The organism is Chthonobacter rhizosphaerae (assembly GCF_013839525.1).
GTDB lineage: Bacteria > Pseudomonadota > Alphaproteobacteria > Rhizobiales > Pleomorphomonadaceae > Chthonobacter > Chthonobacter rhizosphaerae.
The window spans coordinates 18157-37530 of record NZ_JACDIS010000013.1 but is presented as its reverse complement, the minus strand read 5'-3'; the positions used below and the strand labels follow the sequence as shown (position 1 = coordinate 37530).

At 69.2% G+C, this 19374-nt stretch carries 18 protein-coding genes and 1 pseudogene; 13 read left to right on the top strand and 6 right to left on the bottom strand.

The window, feature by feature from the left end:
* Nucleotides 1–82: 82 nt before the first annotated feature.
* On the bottom strand, nt 83–1066 hold the full coding sequence (locus tag HND91_RS19000) for an aldo/keto reductase (protein WP_181708186.1): 984 nt from the start codon (nt 1064–1066) through the stop codon (nt 83–85).
* Nucleotides 1067–1135: 69 nt separating this feature from the next.
* On the opposite strand from HND91_RS19000, the gene HND91_RS18995 reads away from it, so the two are divergent.
* Nucleotides 1136–1531, top strand: a complete 396-nt coding sequence (locus HND91_RS18995) for a MerR family transcriptional regulator (RefSeq protein ID WP_181708185.1) — start codon at nt 1136–1138, stop codon at nt 1529–1531.
* Between the two features lie 577 nt (nt 1532–2108).
* Entirely contained in the window at nt 2109–2588 is a 480-nt protein-coding gene (locus tag HND91_RS18990) for a VOC family protein (protein ID WP_181708184.1), read from the top strand.
* 151 nt (nt 2589–2739) lie between these two features.
* On the opposite strand, the gene HND91_RS18985 is transcribed toward HND91_RS18990, so the two are convergent.
* Nucleotides 2740–3681, bottom strand: a complete 942-nt coding sequence (locus tag HND91_RS18985) for a LysR family transcriptional regulator (protein ID WP_181708183.1) — start codon at nt 3679–3681, stop codon at nt 2740–2742.
* Between the two features lie 110 nt (nt 3682–3791).
* On the opposite strand from HND91_RS18985, the gene HND91_RS18980 reads away from it, so the two are divergent.
* Entirely contained in the window at nt 3792–4115 is a 324-nt protein-coding gene (locus HND91_RS18980; RefSeq protein ID WP_181708182.1) for a nuclear transport factor 2 family protein, read from the top strand.
* Nucleotides 4112–4891 (top strand): SDR family oxidoreductase, encoded by a 780-nt coding sequence (locus HND91_RS18975; RefSeq protein ID WP_181708181.1) that lies wholly within the window; start codon nt 4112–4114, stop codon nt 4889–4891. Before HND91_RS18980 ends, HND91_RS18975 begins: the two co-directional genes overlap by 4 nt.
* A gap of 35 nt (nt 4892–4926) precedes the next feature.
* Here HND91_RS18975 and HND91_RS22925 read toward each other — a convergent pair.
* Both HND91_RS22925 and HND91_RS18965 read right to left on the bottom strand, forming a co-directional pair.
* A pseudogene (locus HND91_RS22925) lies at nt 4927–5224 on the bottom strand (integrase core domain-containing protein); the annotation flags it as partial.
* A 349-nt stretch (nt 5225–5573) separates the two neighbouring features.
* Nucleotides 5574–6365, bottom strand: coding sequence for a class I SAM-dependent methyltransferase (locus HND91_RS18965; RefSeq protein ID WP_181708180.1), 792 nt, complete (start codon nt 6363–6365; stop codon nt 5574–5576).
* A 108-nt stretch (nt 6366–6473) separates the two neighbouring features.
* On the opposite strand from HND91_RS18965, the gene HND91_RS18960 reads away from it, so the two are divergent.
* From HND91_RS18960 to HND91_RS18935, 6 genes are all read left to right on the top strand, one after another.
* Nucleotides 6474–7601: an ABC transporter substrate-binding protein gene (locus HND91_RS18960; protein WP_181708179.1), complete on the top strand. Its 1128-nt coding sequence runs from the start codon at nt 6474–6476 to the stop codon at nt 7599–7601.
* 4 nt (nt 7602–7605) lie between these two features.
* Nucleotides 7606–8673: a FecCD family ABC transporter permease gene (locus tag HND91_RS18955; protein ID WP_181708178.1), complete on the top strand. Its 1068-nt coding sequence runs from the start codon at nt 7606–7608 to the stop codon at nt 8671–8673.
* Nucleotides 8667–9422 (top strand): ABC transporter ATP-binding protein, encoded by a 756-nt coding sequence (locus tag HND91_RS18950; protein WP_181708177.1) that lies wholly within the window; start codon nt 8667–8669, stop codon nt 9420–9422. Before HND91_RS18955 ends, HND91_RS18950 begins: the two co-directional genes overlap by 7 nt.
* Before the next feature lie 305 nt (nt 9423–9727).
* Nucleotides 9728–11317 (top strand): putative bifunctional diguanylate cyclase/phosphodiesterase, encoded by a 1590-nt coding sequence (locus tag HND91_RS18945; protein WP_181708176.1) that lies wholly within the window; start codon nt 9728–9730, stop codon nt 11315–11317.
* A gap of 148 nt (nt 11318–11465) precedes the next feature.
* A complete protein-coding gene (locus HND91_RS18940; protein ID WP_425485492.1) occupies nt 11466–13823 on the top strand; it encodes a PBP1A family penicillin-binding protein in 2358 nt (785 codons plus the stop codon).
* A 99-nt stretch (nt 13824–13922) separates the two neighbouring features.
* Nucleotides 13923–14852, top strand: coding sequence for a DUF1236 domain-containing protein (locus HND91_RS18935; RefSeq protein ID WP_181708175.1), 930 nt, complete (start codon nt 13923–13925; stop codon nt 14850–14852).
* Between the two features lie 85 nt (nt 14853–14937).
* Here the strand turns inward: HND91_RS18935 and HND91_RS18930 are convergent, their stop codons facing one another.
* Nucleotides 14938–15318: a rhodanese-like domain-containing protein gene (locus tag HND91_RS18930; RefSeq protein WP_181708174.1), complete on the bottom strand. Its 381-nt coding sequence runs from the start codon at nt 15316–15318 to the stop codon at nt 14938–14940.
* Nucleotides 15319–15713: 395 nt separating this feature from the next.
* Between HND91_RS18930 and HND91_RS18925 the strand changes: the two genes are divergently transcribed.
* From HND91_RS18925 to HND91_RS18915, 3 genes are all read left to right on the top strand, one after another.
* Complete coding sequence (locus tag HND91_RS18925; protein WP_181708173.1) at nt 15714–16853, top strand: TRAP transporter substrate-binding protein; 1140 nt, start codon at nt 15714–15716, stop codon at nt 16851–16853.
* 104 nt (nt 16854–16957) lie between these two features.
* Complete coding sequence (locus tag HND91_RS18920; protein ID WP_181708172.1) at nt 16958–17536, top strand: TRAP transporter small permease subunit; 579 nt, start codon at nt 16958–16960, stop codon at nt 17534–17536.
* Complete coding sequence (locus HND91_RS18915; RefSeq protein WP_181708171.1) at nt 17533–18855, top strand: TRAP transporter large permease; 1323 nt, start codon at nt 17533–17535, stop codon at nt 18853–18855. Before HND91_RS18920 ends, HND91_RS18915 begins: the two co-directional genes overlap by 4 nt.
* Nucleotides 18856–18975: 120 nt before the next feature.
* Here HND91_RS18915 and HND91_RS18910 read toward each other — a convergent pair whose 3' ends face one another.
* Entirely contained in the window at nt 18976–19233 is a 258-nt protein-coding gene (locus HND91_RS18910; RefSeq protein WP_181708170.1) for a hypothetical protein, read from the bottom strand.
* Nucleotides 19234–19374 lie beyond the last annotated feature (141 nt).

Here is a 19374-nt window from a genome sequence, read left to right as displayed (position 1 = left end):
GGGGCGCTGAAGCCGTATGACCCGAAGACGCCGTCCTGACAGAGTGCAGCGCCGCCACCGGCGACGCTGATTGCCAGGTCGCCTATACGGCGATGCCCCGGACGGCGGAGGCGAGTGGCTCGAGTGCTTCCATCTCCGGCGCGGTCAGCATCATGGACGCCGCTACGACGTTTTCCAGGAGACGGATGCGCTTCCGCGTTCCCGGAATGGGCACCGTTTTGACCTTGAGCTTGCGGCTTTGGGTATAGAGCCACGCAAGCGCGATCTGCGCCGCCGAAACGCCGCGCGCCAAGGCAATCTCCTCGATCTTTGCGACCAGCAGCATGTTCGCCGCGCGGTTCTCGGCTGAGAACCTGGGGAAATCCTGGCGTGCGTCGGTGTCGGCCAGGGATGTTGCGAAAGACCGGCCGGTCAACATGCCGCGCCCGAGCGGGGAGTAGGGCACCACCGTCACGCCGAGTTCGGCCGCCGCCGGAACCACGTCGCGTTCGATATCGCGCGTGAAGATCGACCATTCCGACTGCACAGCCGCGATAGGATGGATGGCGTTTGCCGCGCGCAGCTCGGACGCACTTACAGCGGACAAGCCAAGCCACTTCACCTTTCCCGCTTTGACTAGCTCGGCCATGACGCCGATGGAATCATCCAGCGGTACGCGGTCGGACCTGCGATGCATGTAGTAGAGGTCGATGACATCGACGCCGAGGCGCCGGAGCGACCGATCAGCGGCTGCTCGGATGTAGTCCGGACTGTTGTCGATGCTCCAGTCGTCGGGCCGTTCCGGCGTGCGGCGATAGCCAAACTTCGTAGCGATCGTGACGCGCTCGCGATTGGCCGAGACGAAAGGAGCTAAGAACTCCTCGTTTGCACCAAGGCCGTACATGTCTGCGGTGTCGAACATGCTGATCCCGAGTTCGAGCGCGCTTTCCAGCGGCAACCGTGACTCGGCTTCATCGGTCGCTCCATAAAATTCGCTCATGCCCATACATCCGAGGCCTTGAGCGCCGATCATGGGGCCAACCTGGCCGAGTTGAACCTGATGCATGGAGGTGTCTTCGCTTGTCATGGGGGGTCTCCACTTTTGGACAAGCACCGTCCATAAGCGTGGAGTGCACTCCAGGGTCAAGGGCTCGACATGCTCATTTCGGAATTTGCGAAAGCGACTGGGCTGACGCTCGATACGATCCGGTTCTACATCGCCAAAGGTCTTCTGAAGCCTGACCGCAGCCCTAAAGGTGGCTCGAACCAGTACCGACTGTTCAAGCCTGAGGATGTGACCACCGCTCGGATGATCCGGCTTCAACAGACGCTTGGCTTCACCCTCGCAGAAATCCTGGCCCTGAATGACGAGTACCGGGCAGGGGAGCATTCCTCGGAAAGAACCATAGAGGTCCTTCAGTTGCAAATCGAAAGGCTACAACAACGCAAATATGCGTTGGAGGTAGCCTTGAGCTTTCTGCAAAGGAAAGTCGACTGGGTAAAGTCTGGCAAAGCAGGACCTGCGCCGCAGATGGAAGACGACCGGCGCTGAATAGGAGTTCCAGTCATCCCGCGGCGTGGCACTTTCGAATGGGGATCAGTGCGCGCCTGGCTTGTTGCTTCGTATCGATATGGCGGTTCCTGGCTTCCAGTCGCAGGATCGGCTTGAGGTCGGCAAAGAGCATTGCGACTTTCTCCCGCTCGCGGCGGGAGACGGCGTACGCGTCGTCGCGGCGATGTCGCGGGCGCCCCCATGGATGGACCGGAGGATCTCGTGGGCGGGGGCTCGCGGGCGGCATCGTGGCTTCGGGGCACAGGCGTCGCAGTTCAGCTGACTCCCCTGATTGCGCACGAACCAGCGCGAGCCCCGCGACGCGATACACCCGCCCCGGTCCCGGCCCGGTGGCGGCGTCGCGGACCGACTTTCTGGTGCCCGCCCTCCCCGTCCGTCCCCGTCGGGCGGAGAGCCAGATTTTTCTGCTGCGCGGAGTCGGCCCAGCTGCTGCCCGTTCGTCCTGGCATTGTCGGCGGCACTGGACCGCCGCCGGGGACCGGTAAGACAGGGTGCTCGCACCGGTGGTCGGATACGATTGTCGGCGCCGGCCCCACAGGACATGGAGGAGACCCACATGGATCAGCCCAGGAACACCATCTGCATCTGGTACGACAAGGATGCCGAGGCCGCCGCCCGGTTCTACGCGGCGACCTTTCCCGACAGCGAAGTGAAGGCGGTGTTCCGCGCACCCAGCGACTACCCCTCCGGCAAGGCTGGCGACGTGCTGACCGTCCAGTTCACGGTTCTGGGCATTCCCTGCCTCGGTCTGAACGGCGGGCCGACCTTTCCCCAAACCGAGGCCTTCTCCTTCCAGGTCGCGACCGAGGACCAGGAGGAGACCGACCGTTACTGGAACGCGATCGTCGGCAACGGCGGCCGGGAAAGCGCTTGCGGATGGTGCAAGGACCGCTGGGGGGTGTCGTGGCAGATCACGCCGCGCGTTCTCACCGAAGCCCTGGCGGCCGGCGGCGCCGAGGCGAAGCGCGCCTTCGACGCGATGATGCAGATGGGTAAGATCGACGTCGCCGCCATAGAGGCCGCCCGGCGTGGCTGACGCCGCCCCAGATCGCAGACGCATTCCGGCTCTCGCCGAAAACCGTCGCCAACGACCACTACGCGATCAAGTCGAAGCTTGGCGTCGGCTCGGGCATCGTATCGGTTTGCTTCTGCATGCAGCACGGTCTGGTCGCGCCGCTCGCGAGCGGTCAGCCGATCTGACGGGCTTCGGCGGCGCCTGGCGGTCGTGGCGCAGGTTTGTCGCCGATCTGTCGAGCCAGGACGAGAAAGGCCTTCAGGGCCGCGGACGGGTTGCGACGGCTGGGATAGTAGAGGCAGAGGTCCGAACGGGGCGGCGTCCAGTCCTCCAACACGCGGACGAGGCTGCCGTCCTCGAGGTCGGACCGGACGTCCGGCTCCATGAAGTAGCCGAGCCCGATGCCTTCCAGCACGGCCGTGCGCGCCAGGGTGGCCTCGTCCAAGGTGATCCGGCCGGTCACGTCCATCTGTATCGGCTCGCCATCCTTCTCGAATTGCCAGCGCAAGAGAGCGCCGTTCGGCAGGCGAACGCGAACGCATGGGTGAGATGCGAGATCGGACGGAGCACGCGGTGCTCCATGTTTGTCGATGTAGGCGGGCGAACCGACGACGGCCCGTCGCTGCGGACGGCCGAGCGACACCGCGATCATGTCGGCGGGCACGAGGTCGGCGGCCCGCACGCCGAGATCGAAGCCCTCGGCGACGATGTCCACCAGCCGCCCTTCGGTGACCAGATCGACGTGAACCAGGGGATATGTCCGAAGAAACGTCAGAACCAGCGGCGAGAGGATTTCGCGCGCGGCGGCCGAGAAGGCGTTGATGCGCAGCACTCCTGACGGCGTCGCCTGCTGCGATCGGACAACGTCCATGGCGGAACGGATGTCCTGAAGAGACGGGCCGATCAGGTCGACGAACATGCGGCCCGCATCGGTGAGTGAAACGCTCCGGGTCGTCCTGTTGAACAGCCGGACGCCGAGGCTCGCCTCGAGCCTGCCGACTACGCTGCTGAGCGACGTTGTCGACATCCCTAGTTCGAGTGCCGCCGCACGGAACGAACGTCTCCGCGCGATGGCGATGACCGCGTCGAGGTCGTTGAGCCCGGGTTGGTACATTGTCCGCTTTCCTGGGACGACGCGTCCCGATTTGTCCGGCTTATCGCGACGATTGTCCAGAGGTAAATGGAGAGAAGCAAAACAGCCCCGATCCAGAAGGACCATCACCCGTGGACCTGCCGCTATCCATCCAGACTTACTTCGACGCGGAAGCAAAGAACGACGGCAACCTGCTCATTCAAGGTTTCGCGCCTGACGCCGTTGTCAGAGACGAGGGGAGAGTGCATGTCGGCCGCGGCGCAATCCGTGCGTGGTGGCACGACGCGAAGGCGAAGTACCAGCATCAGCTGGAACCAGTTGGCGTGACCGAGACTGGCGACATCGTCGCGGTCCGAGTCGCGGTGACGGGACGGTTTCCGGGTAGTCCCGCCACGCTCGGCTTCGTTTTCCGAACAAGGGGCGACCGTATCGCCGAACTGGAGATTGGTGGATGACCTCCTTCCTGACGCTTGAGAACAAGCGCGCCCTGATCACGTCCGGGACCCGAGGCGCAGGCGCCGCGACTGTCGCCTTGTTCCGCGACCTCGGGGCGCGGGTCCTGACGACCGCACGGTCCCGGCCGGAAGCCTTGCCCGATTCCATGTTCGTTGCGGCGGATCTGACGACGCCGGAGGGCTGCGCCAAGGTGGCCACCGCTGCTCGCGAGCGCCTGGGCGGGGTGGACGTGATGGTCCATATGCTCGGCGGATCGTCCGCTCCAGCCGGCGGCCTTTCGGTGTTGGGCGATGCGGAATGGGAGCGGGAACTCGACCTCAATCTCATGTCCGCCGTCCGGCTCGATCGTGAAATCGTTCCCGCAATGGTGGCGCAAGGCGGCGGCGTGGTTATCCATGTGACATCCATTCAACGCCAGATGCCGCTGCCGGAAGCGACGACCGCTTACGCAGCCGCCAAGGCCGCGCTCTCGACATACAGCAAGAGCATATCGAAGGAGGTCTCCCCGAAGGGGGTACGGGTCGTCCGCGTGTCGCCGGGTTGGATTGAGACCGAGGCGTCGGTGCACTTGGCCGAGCGGATTGCCAAGGACAACGGCACGGACGTTGAGGGCGGCAAACGCATCATCATGGCCTCGCTCGGCGGAATTCCGATTGGCCGTCCGTCAAAGCCTGAGGAGGTCGCCAACCTAATCGCATTCCTGGCGTCCGATCGCGCCGCCACGATCACCGGCACGGAATTCGTGATTGACGGCGGTACGGTGCCTACCACCTGATCCCTTGCGGCGCGTGGCGTTGCCCCCGATTTCCATCCAGCCTCGGGTTCGTTCCGGCGGCTGGTTTGGCCCTCTCGGGCGGGTTGATCGGCGTAGGCAGATAGAGCGCTAGTCATGTTGCGTAGCGTCTCATCCCGCCGCGGGTGAAACGCGGCCGCAAAGTCCATCGGCGTCTGCCATCCGAGCTTCGGGTGCGGCCTTGTGGTGTTGTAGTCGAGCCGCCACCGCGTGCGCGCGGCTCTGGCCTGGGTCAGGCTAGAGAACAGACCCTAGCCACTCCGCGGCTTCGACGTTGGATAGTTCGTCCCGCAAGCGGCCGTCGAAGCTTTCAATGTCGAAGCAGCGCGACGTTGTCCAGCATTGCGTCGGCCAGCATGCGCTTCAGCTTGGCATTCCAATCGTCGGGAAATCGATTCTCTATCGATTTCCGATCCTCCTCATACCTTGAGCGCCATCAGTCGTTTGGCCTCCGACAGGTCCATCCCGCCGCTTGTCCATCGCACTGCTCCCTCCGGGGGGCGAAACGCGTGGCGAGCCGCGGCGGATGCGGAAGCAGGACCGTGCGATCGCGCGCCGCTCGCCGCAACCCCGCCGCGCGCCCGGCATGCGGGTGGACCGGATCCGCCCGCGCGCAGACCGCCGATGCGATGCCGGGCGCGGCCAACCCGCCCGGAACGCCGGGTCACTTGACCGCGACCACCGCATACCGGTGCTGCGTTGCCCGGTCGAAGCCCTTCATCAGGGGCAGGTGGCGCGCCTGCGCCCGATGGATCGCGCCGAGGTTCGTGTCCACGGTCGTCTGCCGGAACCCCGCCTCGCGCAGAAGCGCCGCCACGGCGTCGGCGCGGGCGCCGTGGCGGAAATACACCTGTTCCAGGATGCGCCGGTGCCGCTCCCGCAGCGGGTCCGCCGGCGCCCGAGCGCCGAGGCCGAGCCTCGCCGCCAGCGCGGTCAGGGCGGCCGTCGCGCGGCCGAGGAGCGTCGGCGACACGAAGTCGCCGTCGACGACCAGCAGCCGTCCGCCCGGCTTCAGGACCTGGTGCCAGTCGCGGAAGGCGGCCGCCGGGTCCACCAGGGTCCAGACCAGATGGCGCGTCACCACCACGTCATAGCTTTCCGCCGGCTCCATGGTGCGTTCCGCGTCGCCCATCACGAACCGGATCGGCGTGCCGCGCGCCCGCGCCTTCGCCCGGGCCCTCTCCAGCATCGGTTCGGCCCAGTCGAGGCCGGTCACGTCGAACCCGAGGTCGTGGAGGAGATGGGAGACGACGCCGGTGCCGCTCGCCAGGTCCAGCGCCCGGCGGCCCGCGCCATCGCCGAGGTGCCGCCTGAGCAGGGCGTGCCAGGCCCGGCGTTCGGCCTCGGAGGCGATCTCGTGGCCGACCTGGGTGTCGAAAGTGGCGGCGCGCTCCGACCAGTAGTCCCGGATCTCGTCCCGGATCGAGTAGTTCGCTCCCGCCCCGTGCGCGTTCATCGCCGCCCTCGTCCACCATCCGAAGTGGAGCGGTTCTAGAATATAAAAGTTGACTGTCAAGATCCACTTTTCTAAGACAGGCCCCGAAGCACAATCGGGGAATACGCGATGCGGATCTTGGCATTGGCGGCTTTTGCCGCCGTGAGCGCGGCTGCCTGCCTTCCGGCCGGCGCCGAAATGGTCAGCGTGACGGACGTGGTCGGCCGGACGGTCCAGGTGGACGCGCCCGTGGACCGGGTCATCCTCGGCGAGGGCCGGCAGATCTATTTCGTCGCCGCCCTCGACACCGAGGACCCGTTCCGCCGCGTGGTCGGCTGGCGCGACGACTTCCAGAAGGCCGATCTCGACGGCTACGGCCAGTATGTGGCCAAGTACCCGGCGATCGCCGACCTGCCGACGTTCGGCGGCTCCAAGGACGGCACCTTCGACGTGGAGCAGGCGATCACGCTGAAGCCCGACGTGCTGATCATGAACGTGGAAGCGAAGACCGCCACGGACGACGCCAGGCTCATCGAGAAGCTGGAGAAGGTCGGCATCCCGGTGGTGTTCGTGGACTTCCGCGAGAAGCCGATGGTCAACACCGAGCCGAGCATGCGGCTGATCGGCAAGCTGTTCGGCAAGGAGGACCGGGCCGAGGACTTCATCGCCTTCCGCGCCGAGCAGATGGCCGTGGTCGCCGATCGGCTGGCCGCCGCCAACCCGCCTCGCCCGTCGGTGCTGATCGAGCGCGCCGGCGGCTACACGGACGACTGCTGCATGTCGTTCGGCAACGAGAACTTCGGCAAGATGGTCGAGATGGCGGGCGGCCGGAACATCGCCGCCGACCTGATCCCGGGCACCTTCGGGACGCTCAATCCCGAGCAGATCATCGCGTCGAACCCGGACCAGGTGATCGTCACCGGCTCCAACTGGGAGCTCTACGTGCCGGGCGGCGCCTGGGTGGGCGTCGGCGCCGGCGCCGAGCCCGCGGACGCAAGGCGCAAGCTCGCGGCGCTCATGGAGCGTCCGGCCTTCACCGGCGTGAAGGCCGTGCGCGACGGCCAGGTGCACGCCATCTGGCACCAGTTCTACAACAGCCCCTACCAGTTCGTGGCCGTGCAGCAGATGGCCAAGTGGCTGCACCCGGACCTCTTCAAGGACGTCGACCCGGACGCCACCTTCGCCGAACTGCATCGCCGCTTCCTGCCGGTGGACTACAAGCCCGGCTATTGGGCGTCGCTCGCGGCGGGCCAGTGATCCGATGGCGACCGTCACGACAGCGGGCGCGAGGCGGGCCGGGCGCGACGACTATCGCGCCCTGGTCCGCCGCCGCCGGGTGCTGATCGGCCTCCTCGCGGCGGGGCTGGTCGCCACCTTCCTGGCCGACCTGGCGCTCGGGCCGGCCCGCTACACGGTCGGCGAGGTCGTCGACGCCCTCGTCCGGCCGGCGGCGGCCGACCTCCAGACCGCCGTGGTGGTCTGGGACATCCGCCTGCCGGTCGCCCTCATGGCGGTGCTCGTCGGCTGCGCCCTGTCGGCCGCCGGCGCCCAGATGCAGACGATCCTGAACAACCCGCTGGCGAGCCCGTTCACCCTCGGCATTTCGGCGGCGGCGAGCTTCGGGGCCGCCCTGGCGCTGGTGTTCGGCGTCAAGCTGCTGCCGTTCGGCCTCGACTACGTGGTGCCGCTCAACGCCTTCATCATGGCGGCCGCCGCCGCCATGATGATCCACCTCCTCAGCCGCGCGCGCGGCGTGACGGTGGAGACGGTGGTGCTCCTCGGCATCGCCCTCGTGTTCACCTTCAACGCGCTCCTGGCGCTCCTGCAGTATTTCGCCTCCGAACAGGCCCTCGCGGCCGTCGTGTTCTGGACCATGGGCAGCCTCACCAAGGCGACCTGGCCCAAGCTCGCCATCACGGCGGCCGTCGTGGTCGCCACCGTGCCGCTGCTCGCCCGGCGCGCCTGGGCGCTCACCGCCATGCGCCTCGGCGACGACAAGGCGGCGAGCTTCGGCGTGAACGTGGGCCGCCTGCGGCTGGAGACCATGATGCTCGTCAGCCTGCTCGCGGCCGTCCCGGTCGCCTTCGTGGGCACCATCGGCTTCATCGGGCTCGTCGGCCCCCACATCGCCCGCATGCTGATCGGCGAGGACCAGCGCTTCTTCCTTCCGGCCTCCATGCTGGCGGGCGCGCTCCTCCTGTCCGCCTCGTCGGTGGTCAGCAAGATGCTGGTGCCCGGCACCATCTTCCCGATCGGAATCATCACCGCGCTCATCGGCGTGCCCTTCTTCATCAGCCTCGTCCTGTCCAGCCGGAGGCGGTCATGGTGACCCTTCGCCTCGTCGACGTCGGCGTCCGCTACGGGCGCCGGCCGGTACTCTCCGGCATCACCACGCCGGAGATCGCCGGCGGCACGGTGACGGCGGTCATCGGGCCGAACGCCACCGGCAAGTCCAGCCTGTTCCGCCGCATCGCCGGCCTCCTCGAGGGCCCGGGCGAGGTCCGCGTCTCGGACCCGCGCCCGGACGCGGTCTGCTACATGCCGCAGGACACCGCCGCCAACACCGTGCTGACGGTCTATGAATCGGTCCTCCTCGCCCGCAAGCAGCGCACGGGCTGGTCGGTGGCGGAGCGGGACCTGGTGGCGGTGGACGCCGCGCTCGACCGGCTGCGGATCCGCGATCTCGCCTTCCGCGGCCTCGGCGAACTCAGCGGCGGCCAGCGCCAGCTGGTGTCGCTCGCCCAGACGATCGTGCGCGAGCCGTCAGTCGTCCTGCTCGACGAGCCGACCAGCGCGCTCGACCTGCACCGGCAGATCGAGGTCGTCGACCTGATCCGGTCGCTCGCCAGGGAGCGGGGCCTCTGCGCGCTCGTGGCGCTCCACGATCTCGCCCTCGCGTCCCGGCTCGCGGACGGCGTGATCGTGCTGTCGGACGGGCGTATGCACGCGTGCGGCCCGGCCCGCGAGGTCATCACGGACCACATGCTGCGCACCGTCTACCGGGTGGACGGGCGGGTGTCGCAAGCGCCGAGCGGTCGGCTCGCGATCGAGATCCACGGGGCCCTCGACGCCGCCTGACGCACGCCGCGGACCGGCGCCCGCCGGGCGGCCCCGTCCGGCTCCGGTCCGGCCACCCCGTCCAGCCGGCGATCCATCTTCCGCTCCCCGGGCCGCTCCCCCCGGTCTGGTCGCCCGTCCCGGACGGACGGACCGATGCCCGTGCGGCAACGCGCCGCGAGTATTCGCCGCGCCGCACCATTTTTCGCCGCGGCGCGCGGCTTCGTGACGTCTCTGTGACGGGAGGCTTCAGCCGGCCTTAACGCAGCGCCCGTATGCATGACACGCGCGCCATGACCGGCATGGCCGACGGGCGTCGAGGACCGATGCATCGCGACGAACATCTGAAGACCGTGCTCGAACGGTGCTGGCACGCCTCCATCGCGTCGGCCGGCCTCGCCTTCGCGGCGCTCGTTTCGAGCGCGCTCGGCTATGCGGCCGCGGCGGGCTGGCTCGGCGACGCCTGGGCACCGCCCTTCCTCGTCGCCGCCATGGCCTGCTCGGGGCTTCTTCTCGTCCTCGTGGCGGCCGGCTTCCAGTCCCTGCGCTCCAGCATCCTCCTCGCCGACGAAGCCCGGCAGGCCGCGCTCGAGGCCGCACACCGCGACCAGATGACGGGCGCTTTCACCCGCGCCTACTTCCTGTCGGCCCTGCGCGCCCGCGTGCACCACGGCTCGGTCGCGAGGCACGCCTACCTGCAGATCGACATGGACCGCCTGAAGGCCCTCAACGACGCCTATGGCCACGCCGCCGGCGACGAGGCCATCCTGCAGCTGGTCTCCGCCGTCCGGGCGGAGCTGCCCGACGCCCTGATCGGGCGTCTCGGCGGCGACGAGTTCGGCGTCCTCATGGCGAACCACGGCAGCCGCGCGGACGTGACCGCCGCCGCCGCGCGCATCCTCGACCGCCTCGGCCAGCCGGTCAGCATCGCCGGTCGGCCGACCCGCCTGTCCGCCACCATCGGCGTCGCGCTCGCCCCGGAGGACGCGGCGCTGCCGTTCGAGCTCGTCTCCCATGCGGACCTGGCGCTCTACCGGGGCAAGGAGCGGCGGGGCGGCGTGGTGGCCTACGACGAGGAGATGCTGGTGAACGCCCGCTACGGCCGCTTCCTCACCCGCGAACTGCGGGCCGCCATCTACCTCGACCAGCTGGACCTGCACTACCAGCCGGTGATGGACGCCGACGGCCGGGTGGTCGGCCACGAGGCCCTGGTGCGCTGGAACCATCCGGTCCGGGGCCTCATCCCGCCGTCCGACTTCGTCCCGCTGGCCGAACAATCCACCCTGATCGAGGATCTCGGCGCCTGGGTGCTCGGCCGCGTCTGCCGCGACCTGCCCCGCATGACCTCGCCGGCCGTCGGCATCAACGTGTCGCCGGCCCAGCTCAAGTGCCAGGGTTTCGCCGACAAGGTCCTCGCCAGGCTCCGGGCGCACGGCATCGCCGGCTCCCGCATGGTGGTGGAGATCACCGAGACCGTCCTCCTGGACGCCGGCTCGGTCGCCCGCGCCAACATCGGCCGCCTGCGCGAGGCCGGCATCCGCGTCGCGCTCGACGATTTCGGCGCCGGGCACACCAGCGTGGACCACCTGCGCCAGCTCGACTTCGACATCATCAAGATCGACCGCAGCTACGTGCAGGCCGCGCCGCGCGACACGGTCAGCATGGCGATCGTCAGCGCGCTCACGTCCATCGCCCGGGCCATGAACGTGGAGGTGCTGGCCGAGGGCATCGAGACGGAGGAGCAGCTGGCGATCATGCGCGCCGCCGGCTGCCGCCTGTTCCAGGGCTACCTGCTCGGCCGCCCGATGGCCCTGCGCCCGTCCCCCGCCGACCGGACCGCCGGCGCGGGCCCGTTCGTCGCCGGGTCCGAAGCCGGCCCGGCGTTCGAGGCCGGCCTGCGCCTCGCCGCCCGCTGACGGCGGGTTTCCGGCCGGCGGACAGGCCGGGCCCGGTCCGGCTTGCCAAGCCGCGCCAAGCGGCCCCGCCCCGGCGCGTCTCTCCGCCACCGGTCGGAACCCTGTCCCGGTGTCCCGGTTTCCTCACGGGGCATGCAGGCAGGGTCGCATGTTCGACGTCAGGGACGACCGCGACCGCACCCCGGGCCCGCGGCGAAACGACAGCACACGGGTCCTCTTTCTTGCCTTCCTCCGGTCGCTCGCCCGCGACATCGTCCGGTGGGGACGTCACCTGTACGCGCTCGCCAGCGACGCCGGCGCCCGCGCCGGGCGGTCCGCCGCAGGCACCGGCCGGTCGGCCGCCGCCGCGGGGCGGTCCGCCGTCGAGGCCTGGCGGTCCGCCATCGAAGCCGGGCGGTCCGCGGCCGCGGCGCGGCGCCCCGGGCCCCGGCCGGGCACGGCCGCCGGGCCGATCACGCCGGCGACGCCCGCCGCTGCGGCCATCCCGGCCGCGCCGGCCCCCGCGACCGGGATGGCCAGCCCCGCCACGCGATCCGGCGCAGCCGCGCCGCCCCGGCCGGCCAGGGCGCGCCGGGCCCTGGCGCTCCCCCGACCCGCCGTCGCGGCGCTCGCCCTTCTCGCCCTTCTCGCCCTGGCGCTGGTCGGCGTCGCGGCGTCGGCCGCCTTCGTGTTCACCGGCGTCTCGGTGGAGGCCCTGGACCGCCCGGGCGGGCAGGCGGTCGCGCTGCTGCGCACCGCCGACGGCGACCGGCTGTCGCCCGCCGGCGAGGTGGTCGGCCGCTACGCCCGGGCCGGGGACGTCCCCGCCCATCTGGTCGACGCGGTTCTCGCCATCGAGGACCGGCGGTTCTGGAGCCATTTCGGCGTGGACCTGCGCGGCATCGCGCGCGCGGCGTTCAGAAACCTCCAGGCCGGCGGCGTGGTGGAGGGCGGCAGCACCATCACCCAGCAGCTGGTCAAGGTCACCGCCCTCGACCACGACCGGACCTTCCGGCGCAAGATCCAGGAGCTCGCCCTCGCGCTCCGGGCGGAAGTCTCTCTCGGCAAGGACGAGATCCTGACGCGCTATCTGAACGCCATCTACCTCGGCCAGGGTGCGCGGGGCTTCCCGGCCGCGGCGGAGGTCTACTTCGGCAAGGACGTGGCCGATCTCTCGGTCGCCGAAAGCGCCATCCTGGCCGGGCTCATCCGCGCGCCGTCCACCCTCAACCCGGTGTCGAACCTCGACGCCGCCCGGTCCCGCGCCCGCACCGTCCTCGGCGCCATGGTGGAGACCGGCGCCCTGACGCCGGAGGAAGCCGAAGCCGCCTCGGCCGAGCTCGACCGGATCTCGCCGGTCCGCCGGCCGGCCGGCACGTGGTTCGCCGACTGGGTCGCCAAGGACGCCGCCGCCCTCGCGGCGCGCGCCGGGGCCGACGTGGAGGTGCGCACCACGCTCGATCCGGCGCTGCAGCGGATCGCCGAGACCGTGGTCGGCGACGCCCTGAAAAGACGCGGCAAGGCGGCAGGCGCATCGGAGGCGGCGCTCGTGGCGCTCCGGCCGGACGGCGCCATCCTGGCCATGGTGGGCGGCCGCGACTTCGCGGCGTCCACCTACAACCGGGCTGCCAGCGCGCTCCGCCAGCCGGGCTCCACCTTCAAGCTCTTCGTCACCTACGCGGCCCTGAAGGAGGGCTTCTCGCCCCTCGACCGCGTCCTCGACCGCCCGGTCGACGTGGACGGCTGGACGCCGCAGAACCACTCCGGCCGCTATTTCGGCGAGGTCTCCATCGCCGAGGCCTTCGCCCGGTCGCTCAACGCGGCCTTCGTGCGGCTCGCCATGGAGGTCGGCATCGACAAGGTCGCGGCCGCGGCCCGCGAACTCGGGATCGACGCGCCGCTCACCGAGACGCCGAGCCTCGCCCTCGGCACGTCGGAGACGACGCTGCTCGACATCACGGGCGCCTACGCGTCCGTCCGGGCCGGCGTCGCGCCCGTCGAGCCCTGGGGCATCGAGGCGACCAGCCCGCCGGGCGCCGACGACTGGACGCCCGTCGGGCCGGTGAAGCCGCCGACCGTCGAGCTCGGGCCGATCGCCGAGGAACTCGCCGCCATGCTCGGCCTCACCGTGGAGCGCGGCACCGGCCGCCGCGCCCGCCTCGACCGCCCGGCCGCCGGCAAGACGGGCACGAGCCAGAACTATCGCGACGCCTGGTTCGTCGGCTTCACCGAGGATCTGGTGGTCGGCGTCTGGGTGGGCAACGACAAGGGCGAGCCCATGAAGGAGATCACCGGCGGCGAACTGCCGGCGGAGATCTGGCGCGCCTTCATGCGCGAGGCCGACCGCCGCGACGAGCCGGCCGACCCGCCGCTCGCCGTGCTCGACGACGGCGGCGACGTGGTGGACACGTTCGAGCCTCCCCGCGCCTGCAACGTCGACCTGTGCAGCCGCGCCTACAGGTCGTTCCGGGCGAGCGACTGCACCTACCAGCCCTGGCGCGGCCCGCGCCGCATCTGCGAGCGTTGAGCGGCCGGCCGCTTCACCCGCCCTCTCCGCGAGCAGCCGGAATTCGGCGCCCGCCTGCGCCGTTCATCAGACAGGCCCACTATTCTGGAGGTGCATGTCATGAACAAAATCCTGCTCACGGCTGTCTCGTCCGTCGTCCTCCTCCTTGCGACCCCGACCATCGCCCAGGATGCCGGTTCCGCCGGCTCCGGCGGCTCCGCCCAGCCCTGCGCGCCCGGCCGGTGCCCGGGCGACTCCGGCGGCTCCTCCGCCGAGGGCGGCGCGGACGCGTCCGCGACGACCTCGGGGAGCGCGACCTCGGGAGGCGCGGGTGCGGAAGCCGGCGCTTCGGCGAGCGGCTCGGCCGGCCAGCCGCTGCCCGAGGGCTCGAGCGGTGGCGCTTCCACCGAGAGCGGGCAGGACACGGGCGGCGCTGCTGCCGGGGAGGGCGGTTCCGGTTCCTCCGGCGCGACGACCGGCGAGGGCGCGGCCACCCAGTCCGGGTCCGGCGACGCCGCCACCGAGACGACCGGCCAGTCGGGCGAGAACACCGAGGGTGGCTCGTCGTCCGGCGAGGCCGGCGCCACCACCGGCGCGGAGACGGAGGGCGGCTCGTCCGGCCAGTCGGGCGAGGATAGCGAAGGCGGCGACGCCGCGTCCGGCGGGTCGACGGACACGCCCGATCAGGCGACCACCGGCGACGATGCGGACCAGTCCACCGGCGACGCGTCGAGCGAGACCACCGAGACCGAACAGTCCACCACGGGCGAAAGCTCCTCCGAGGCGGCGTCCGTCAACCTGTCTGTCGAGCAGAAGACCGAGATCACCACGGTGATCCGCGAGGTCGACGTGGAGCCGGTCACCGACATCGATATCGAGGTCACCGTCGGCACCACGGTCCCGCGGACCATCGAGCTCCATCCCCTGCCGCCCCGGATCGTCGAGATCGTGCCGGCCTACCGCCGCTACGTCTTCTTCATCCTGGCCGACGGCCGGATCGTGATCGTGAACCCGGACACGCTGGTGATCGTCACCACCATCGTGGTCTGACGCGTCGCGGCGGTCGCGCCGGCGCTCCGGATCGTCCGGGGCGACCGGCCGGCCGCCCCGCCCGGCCGGACCCGCGCCCGCCGCCTCAGGCCTTCTCCACCTCGATCCCGCAGGCGGCGAGGTCGGTGAAGCCGCCGATGTTGTAGACGTCCGTGTAGCCCATGTCCTTCAGCACCTTGCCCGACATGGCGGACCGCCCGCCGGCCGCGCAATGGAGCAGGATGGTGCGGTCCTTGCGGAATTCCGGGTTGTAGTAGCTGCTCTCCGGATCGGCCCGGAACTCCAGCATGCCCCTCGACACGTTGAGCGCGCCCTTCAGCTTGCCGGTCGCTTCCACCTCGTTGGCGTCCCGCACGTCCACCACCAGCACGTCGCCGGAGGTCATGCGCTCGGCCGCCTCCTCGGGCGTGAGCTTCGGCACCACCGCGTTCGCCTCGCTGACGAAGTCCTTCACCGATCTGGCCATGACACTCTCCCGTGTACGCCGCTCCGCCGCCACCGGCGAGGGTATCACGGCCAACCGGCGCAGGTGAACTCGTGCGCCGCGTCAGCGGCCTTGAGCGCCCGGCCGGCCCCGCCATGCGATGTCACATTGCAGATTATAACGCCGTTTGGACTGTCTAATTCGAATAGTCTAAATGCCTAGGCGCAGTTCTGCGGAGCGAAGCGTCCGTCTCCGTGTATCCTTCCGGGGATCGTCGCAAAAAGACTCGCCAAGATGACCAACACCGAAGGCCGATGTTGCTTTGCAGCATAAGCGGAGAACATGCCAAAGAGCAAGGGACATCCCGCATATGCGAAGAACAGTCGGCCATGACGCAGCGGCGACGATCCGAGGACTGTGTCAGGGAGGAGTGCTTCATGCATAATGATGACAAGCCGGCATCCGCGGCTCCGGCTCCGGCCACCAAGACGCGTCGGACCTTTCTCGCCGGCGCGGTCGCCGCGACCGGGGCCGTCGCGACCGGCGTCGCGATGCCGAACGTCGCCCGTGCCCAGGGCACGACCCTCAGGTTCCAGAGCACCTGGCCGTCACGCGACATCTTCCACGAGTTCGCCCAGGACTACGTCAACATCGTCAACGGCCTGTCCGGCGGCCGGCTGACCCTGGAGCTTCTGCCCGCCGGCGCGGTGGTGGGCGCCCTCCAGTTGCAGGACGCCATCATCGCCGGCGCCCTCGACGGCGGCCACGGCGTCGCCGGCTACTGGTACGGCAAGAACAAGGCCTTCTCGCTGTTCGCGACGCCGCCGGCCTTCGGCTGGAACGCCAACCAGATGCTCGGCTGGATCCGCTATGGCGGCGGCCAGGCGCTCTATGACGAGCTCGTCCAGCAGGTGCTCGGCCTCGATCTCGCCGGCTACCTGATGGCCCCGATGCCGACCCAGCCGCTCGGCTGGTTCAAGAAGGAGATCGCCTCTCCGGACGACCTGAAGAACCTGAAGTACCGCACCAACGGCCTCGCCGCCGACATGAACCAGGTGATGGGCGTCGCCGTCACCATCATGGGCGCCGCCGACATCGTGCCCGCCATGGACCGCGGCCTCCTGGACGGCGCGGAGTTCAACAACCCGACCTCCGACCGGCTGCTCGGCTTCTCCGACGTGTCCAAGACCTACATGGTGCAGAGCTACCACCAGGGCAGCGAGTGCTTCGAGGTCATCTACAACAAGACGAAGCTCGACAGCCTCGGCGACGAGGTGAAGCAGATCCTGAAGGTGGCGGCCGACGCGGCCTCGTCCGACATGGTCTGGAAGGCCATGTCGCGCTATCCGAAGGACCTGCAGGCCCTCAAGGACGCGGGCGTCAACGTCGTCAAGACCCCCGACACGGTGCTGCAGGCGCAGCTCGACGCCTGGACCCAGGTGGTCGACCAGCTGTCCGCCGATCCCTTCTTCAAGAAGGTGGTCGACAGCCAGAAGGCCTGGGCGAAGGACGTGGTCGGCTTCGAACTGGAGTGGGAAGTGCCCCGCGCCCAGGCGTACCAGCACTTCCACGGCTGATCTCTTCATCGATGGACGCGTCCGGCAGGCGCCGGAGGGTGGCTTCCGGCCGCTCTCCGGCGCCTGCCGCCGCCGCGCGCAACCGAACCGCCGGTCCCTTTCCTATGAACCGTACCCTTCTCTTCATCGACAAGGTCAGCAGCGCCGTAGGCAAGCTGTTCGCCTGGTGCATCCTCCTCCTCACCCTGGTGGTGAGCTACGAGGTGTTCGTGCGCTACGTGCTCGGCCAGCCGACCACCTGGGCCTATGACGTCTCCTACATCCTCTACGGCACGCTGTTCATGATGGCGGGCGCCTATGCGCTGTCGCGGAACGCCCACGTGCGCGGCGACGTCGTCTACCGCTTCTTCCCGGTCAGGGTGCAGGCGTCGCTCGATCTCGTCCTCTACATCCTGTTCTTCTTTCCCGGCGTGATCGCGCTCGTCTACTCCGGCTACGGCTTCGCGCGCCTGTCGTGGATGATCAACGAGCACTCGTCCTTCAGCCCGAACGGTCCGCCGCTCTACCACTTCAAGTCCATCATCCCGATCGCGGGCTTCTTCCTGTGCCTCCAGGGCGCGGCCGAGACGGCGCGCTGCGTCATCGCCCTGCGCACCGGCGTCTGGCCGCAGCGCCAGCACGACGTGGAGGAACTGGAGAAGGAACTGATCGCCCGCAACGCCGCCGAGGGAGTGGCCCGATGACCAATCCCGAAATCGGCATGCTGATGCTGGTCGTGTTCATCGGCACGATCCTGCTCGGCTTTCCCATCGCCTTCACGCTGGTCGCGCTCTCGGTGGGGTTCGGCTACTACGCCATCGGCGACACCATCTTCCCGCTGCTCGTGCAGCGGACCTACGGGGTGATGTCCAACGACGTGCTCATCTCCGTGCCGCTCTTCCTGTTCATGGGCTACGTGATCGAGCGGGCGAACATCCTGGAGCGCCTGTTCAAGAGCATCCAGCTCGCGGCCCGCAACGTGCCCGGGTCGCTCGCGGTGGCGAGCCTCGTCACGTGCGCGCTCTTCGCCACCGCCACCGGCATCGTCGGCGCGGTGGTCACCCTCATGGGCCTTCTCGCCCTGCCGGCCATGCTGAACGCCGGCTACGACAAGAAGCTGGCGAGCGGCGTCATCTGCGCCGGCGGCTGCCTCGGCATCCTCATCCCGCCGTCCATCATGCTCATCCTCTACGGCGCCATGGCGGGCGTGTCGGTCGTGCGGCTCTATGCGGCGGCCCTGCTGCCGGGCCTCATGCTCGCCGGCCTCTACATCCTCTATGTGATGATCCGGGCGATGATCAACCCGAAGGTCGCGCCGCAGCCGAGCCGGGAACAGCTCGGCGACGTGTCCTTCGGCCGGGTCGCCTGGATGCTGCTCACCTCCTTCTTCCCGCTGGCGCTTCTCATCCTGGCGGTGCTGGGCGCGATCCTGTTCGGCCTCGCGACGCCCCACGAGGCGGCCGGCATCGGTGCCCTCGGCGCCATCCTGCTCGCCGTCGTCTATCGGGCGCTCACCTGGACCGGCCTCAAGGAGGCGGTCTTCCTCACCGCCCGGTCGACCGCCATGGTCTGCTGGCTGTTCGTCGGCTCCTGGATCTTCTCGTCGGTGTTCGCGCTTCTCGGCGGCCACCACGTGGTGGAATCCTGGTTCACCGCCCTCGATCTCACGCCGCTGCAGTTCCTGCTCCTCGCCCAGCTGCTCATCTTCCTTCTGGGCTGGCCGCTGGAGTGGACGGAGATCATCATCATCTTCGTGCCGATCTTCCTGCCGCTCCTGGACATCTACGGCATCGACCCGCTCTTCTTCGGCATCCTGGTGGCGCTCAACATCCAGACGTCATTCATGACGCCGCCGATGGCCATGTCGGCCTTCTACCTGAAGGGGGTGGCGCCGAAGGGGGTGGAACTGACGGACATCTTCGCCGGCATCCTGCCCTTCGTCGCCATGGTCTTCATCTCGATGATCCTCTACTACACGTTCCCGGCCATCGGCAGCTGGCTGCCGAGCCTCCTCTACCAGTAGACGACGCCACGGGCCGCGTGGCCCCTCCCGCGACGAGGCGTCCGCGCCTCGTCGCGGGAGGGGCACGACCCACCCACTGGTCTCCGGCGGTCTGACCGACGTCAGCGCCGGGACCGCCTTTCACCAGATGTTGTGCTGGTAGAGAACCGACCGCACGCCGAGCGGCATCATGGCGTCGAGCAGGCCGAGGGTCGCCAGGAGACTCGACAGGACGAGCCAGGACAGGAGCCGCTTGTCCACGTCGCGGCGGGTCCGCGCCGGAATCCCGACGAAGAGGAGCGCCGCCTGCGCCATCATGAAGCCCAGGAAGGCCCAGGTCGGGCTGTGGATGACGAAGGCGTAGAGGGCGACGATCAGCGGAGCCAGCACATACCACATGACGAACCCGATCAGGCGACGAGAAACGGAAAGCCTGCTGCGACCATGCCGGCCGGCACATCCCCGGCGCGGACGGGCGGGGCGCCCGGTCGCCGGGACCAATCTCGCCCGCTTGGTGCCGCTCTCCGGAGAGCACCGCGC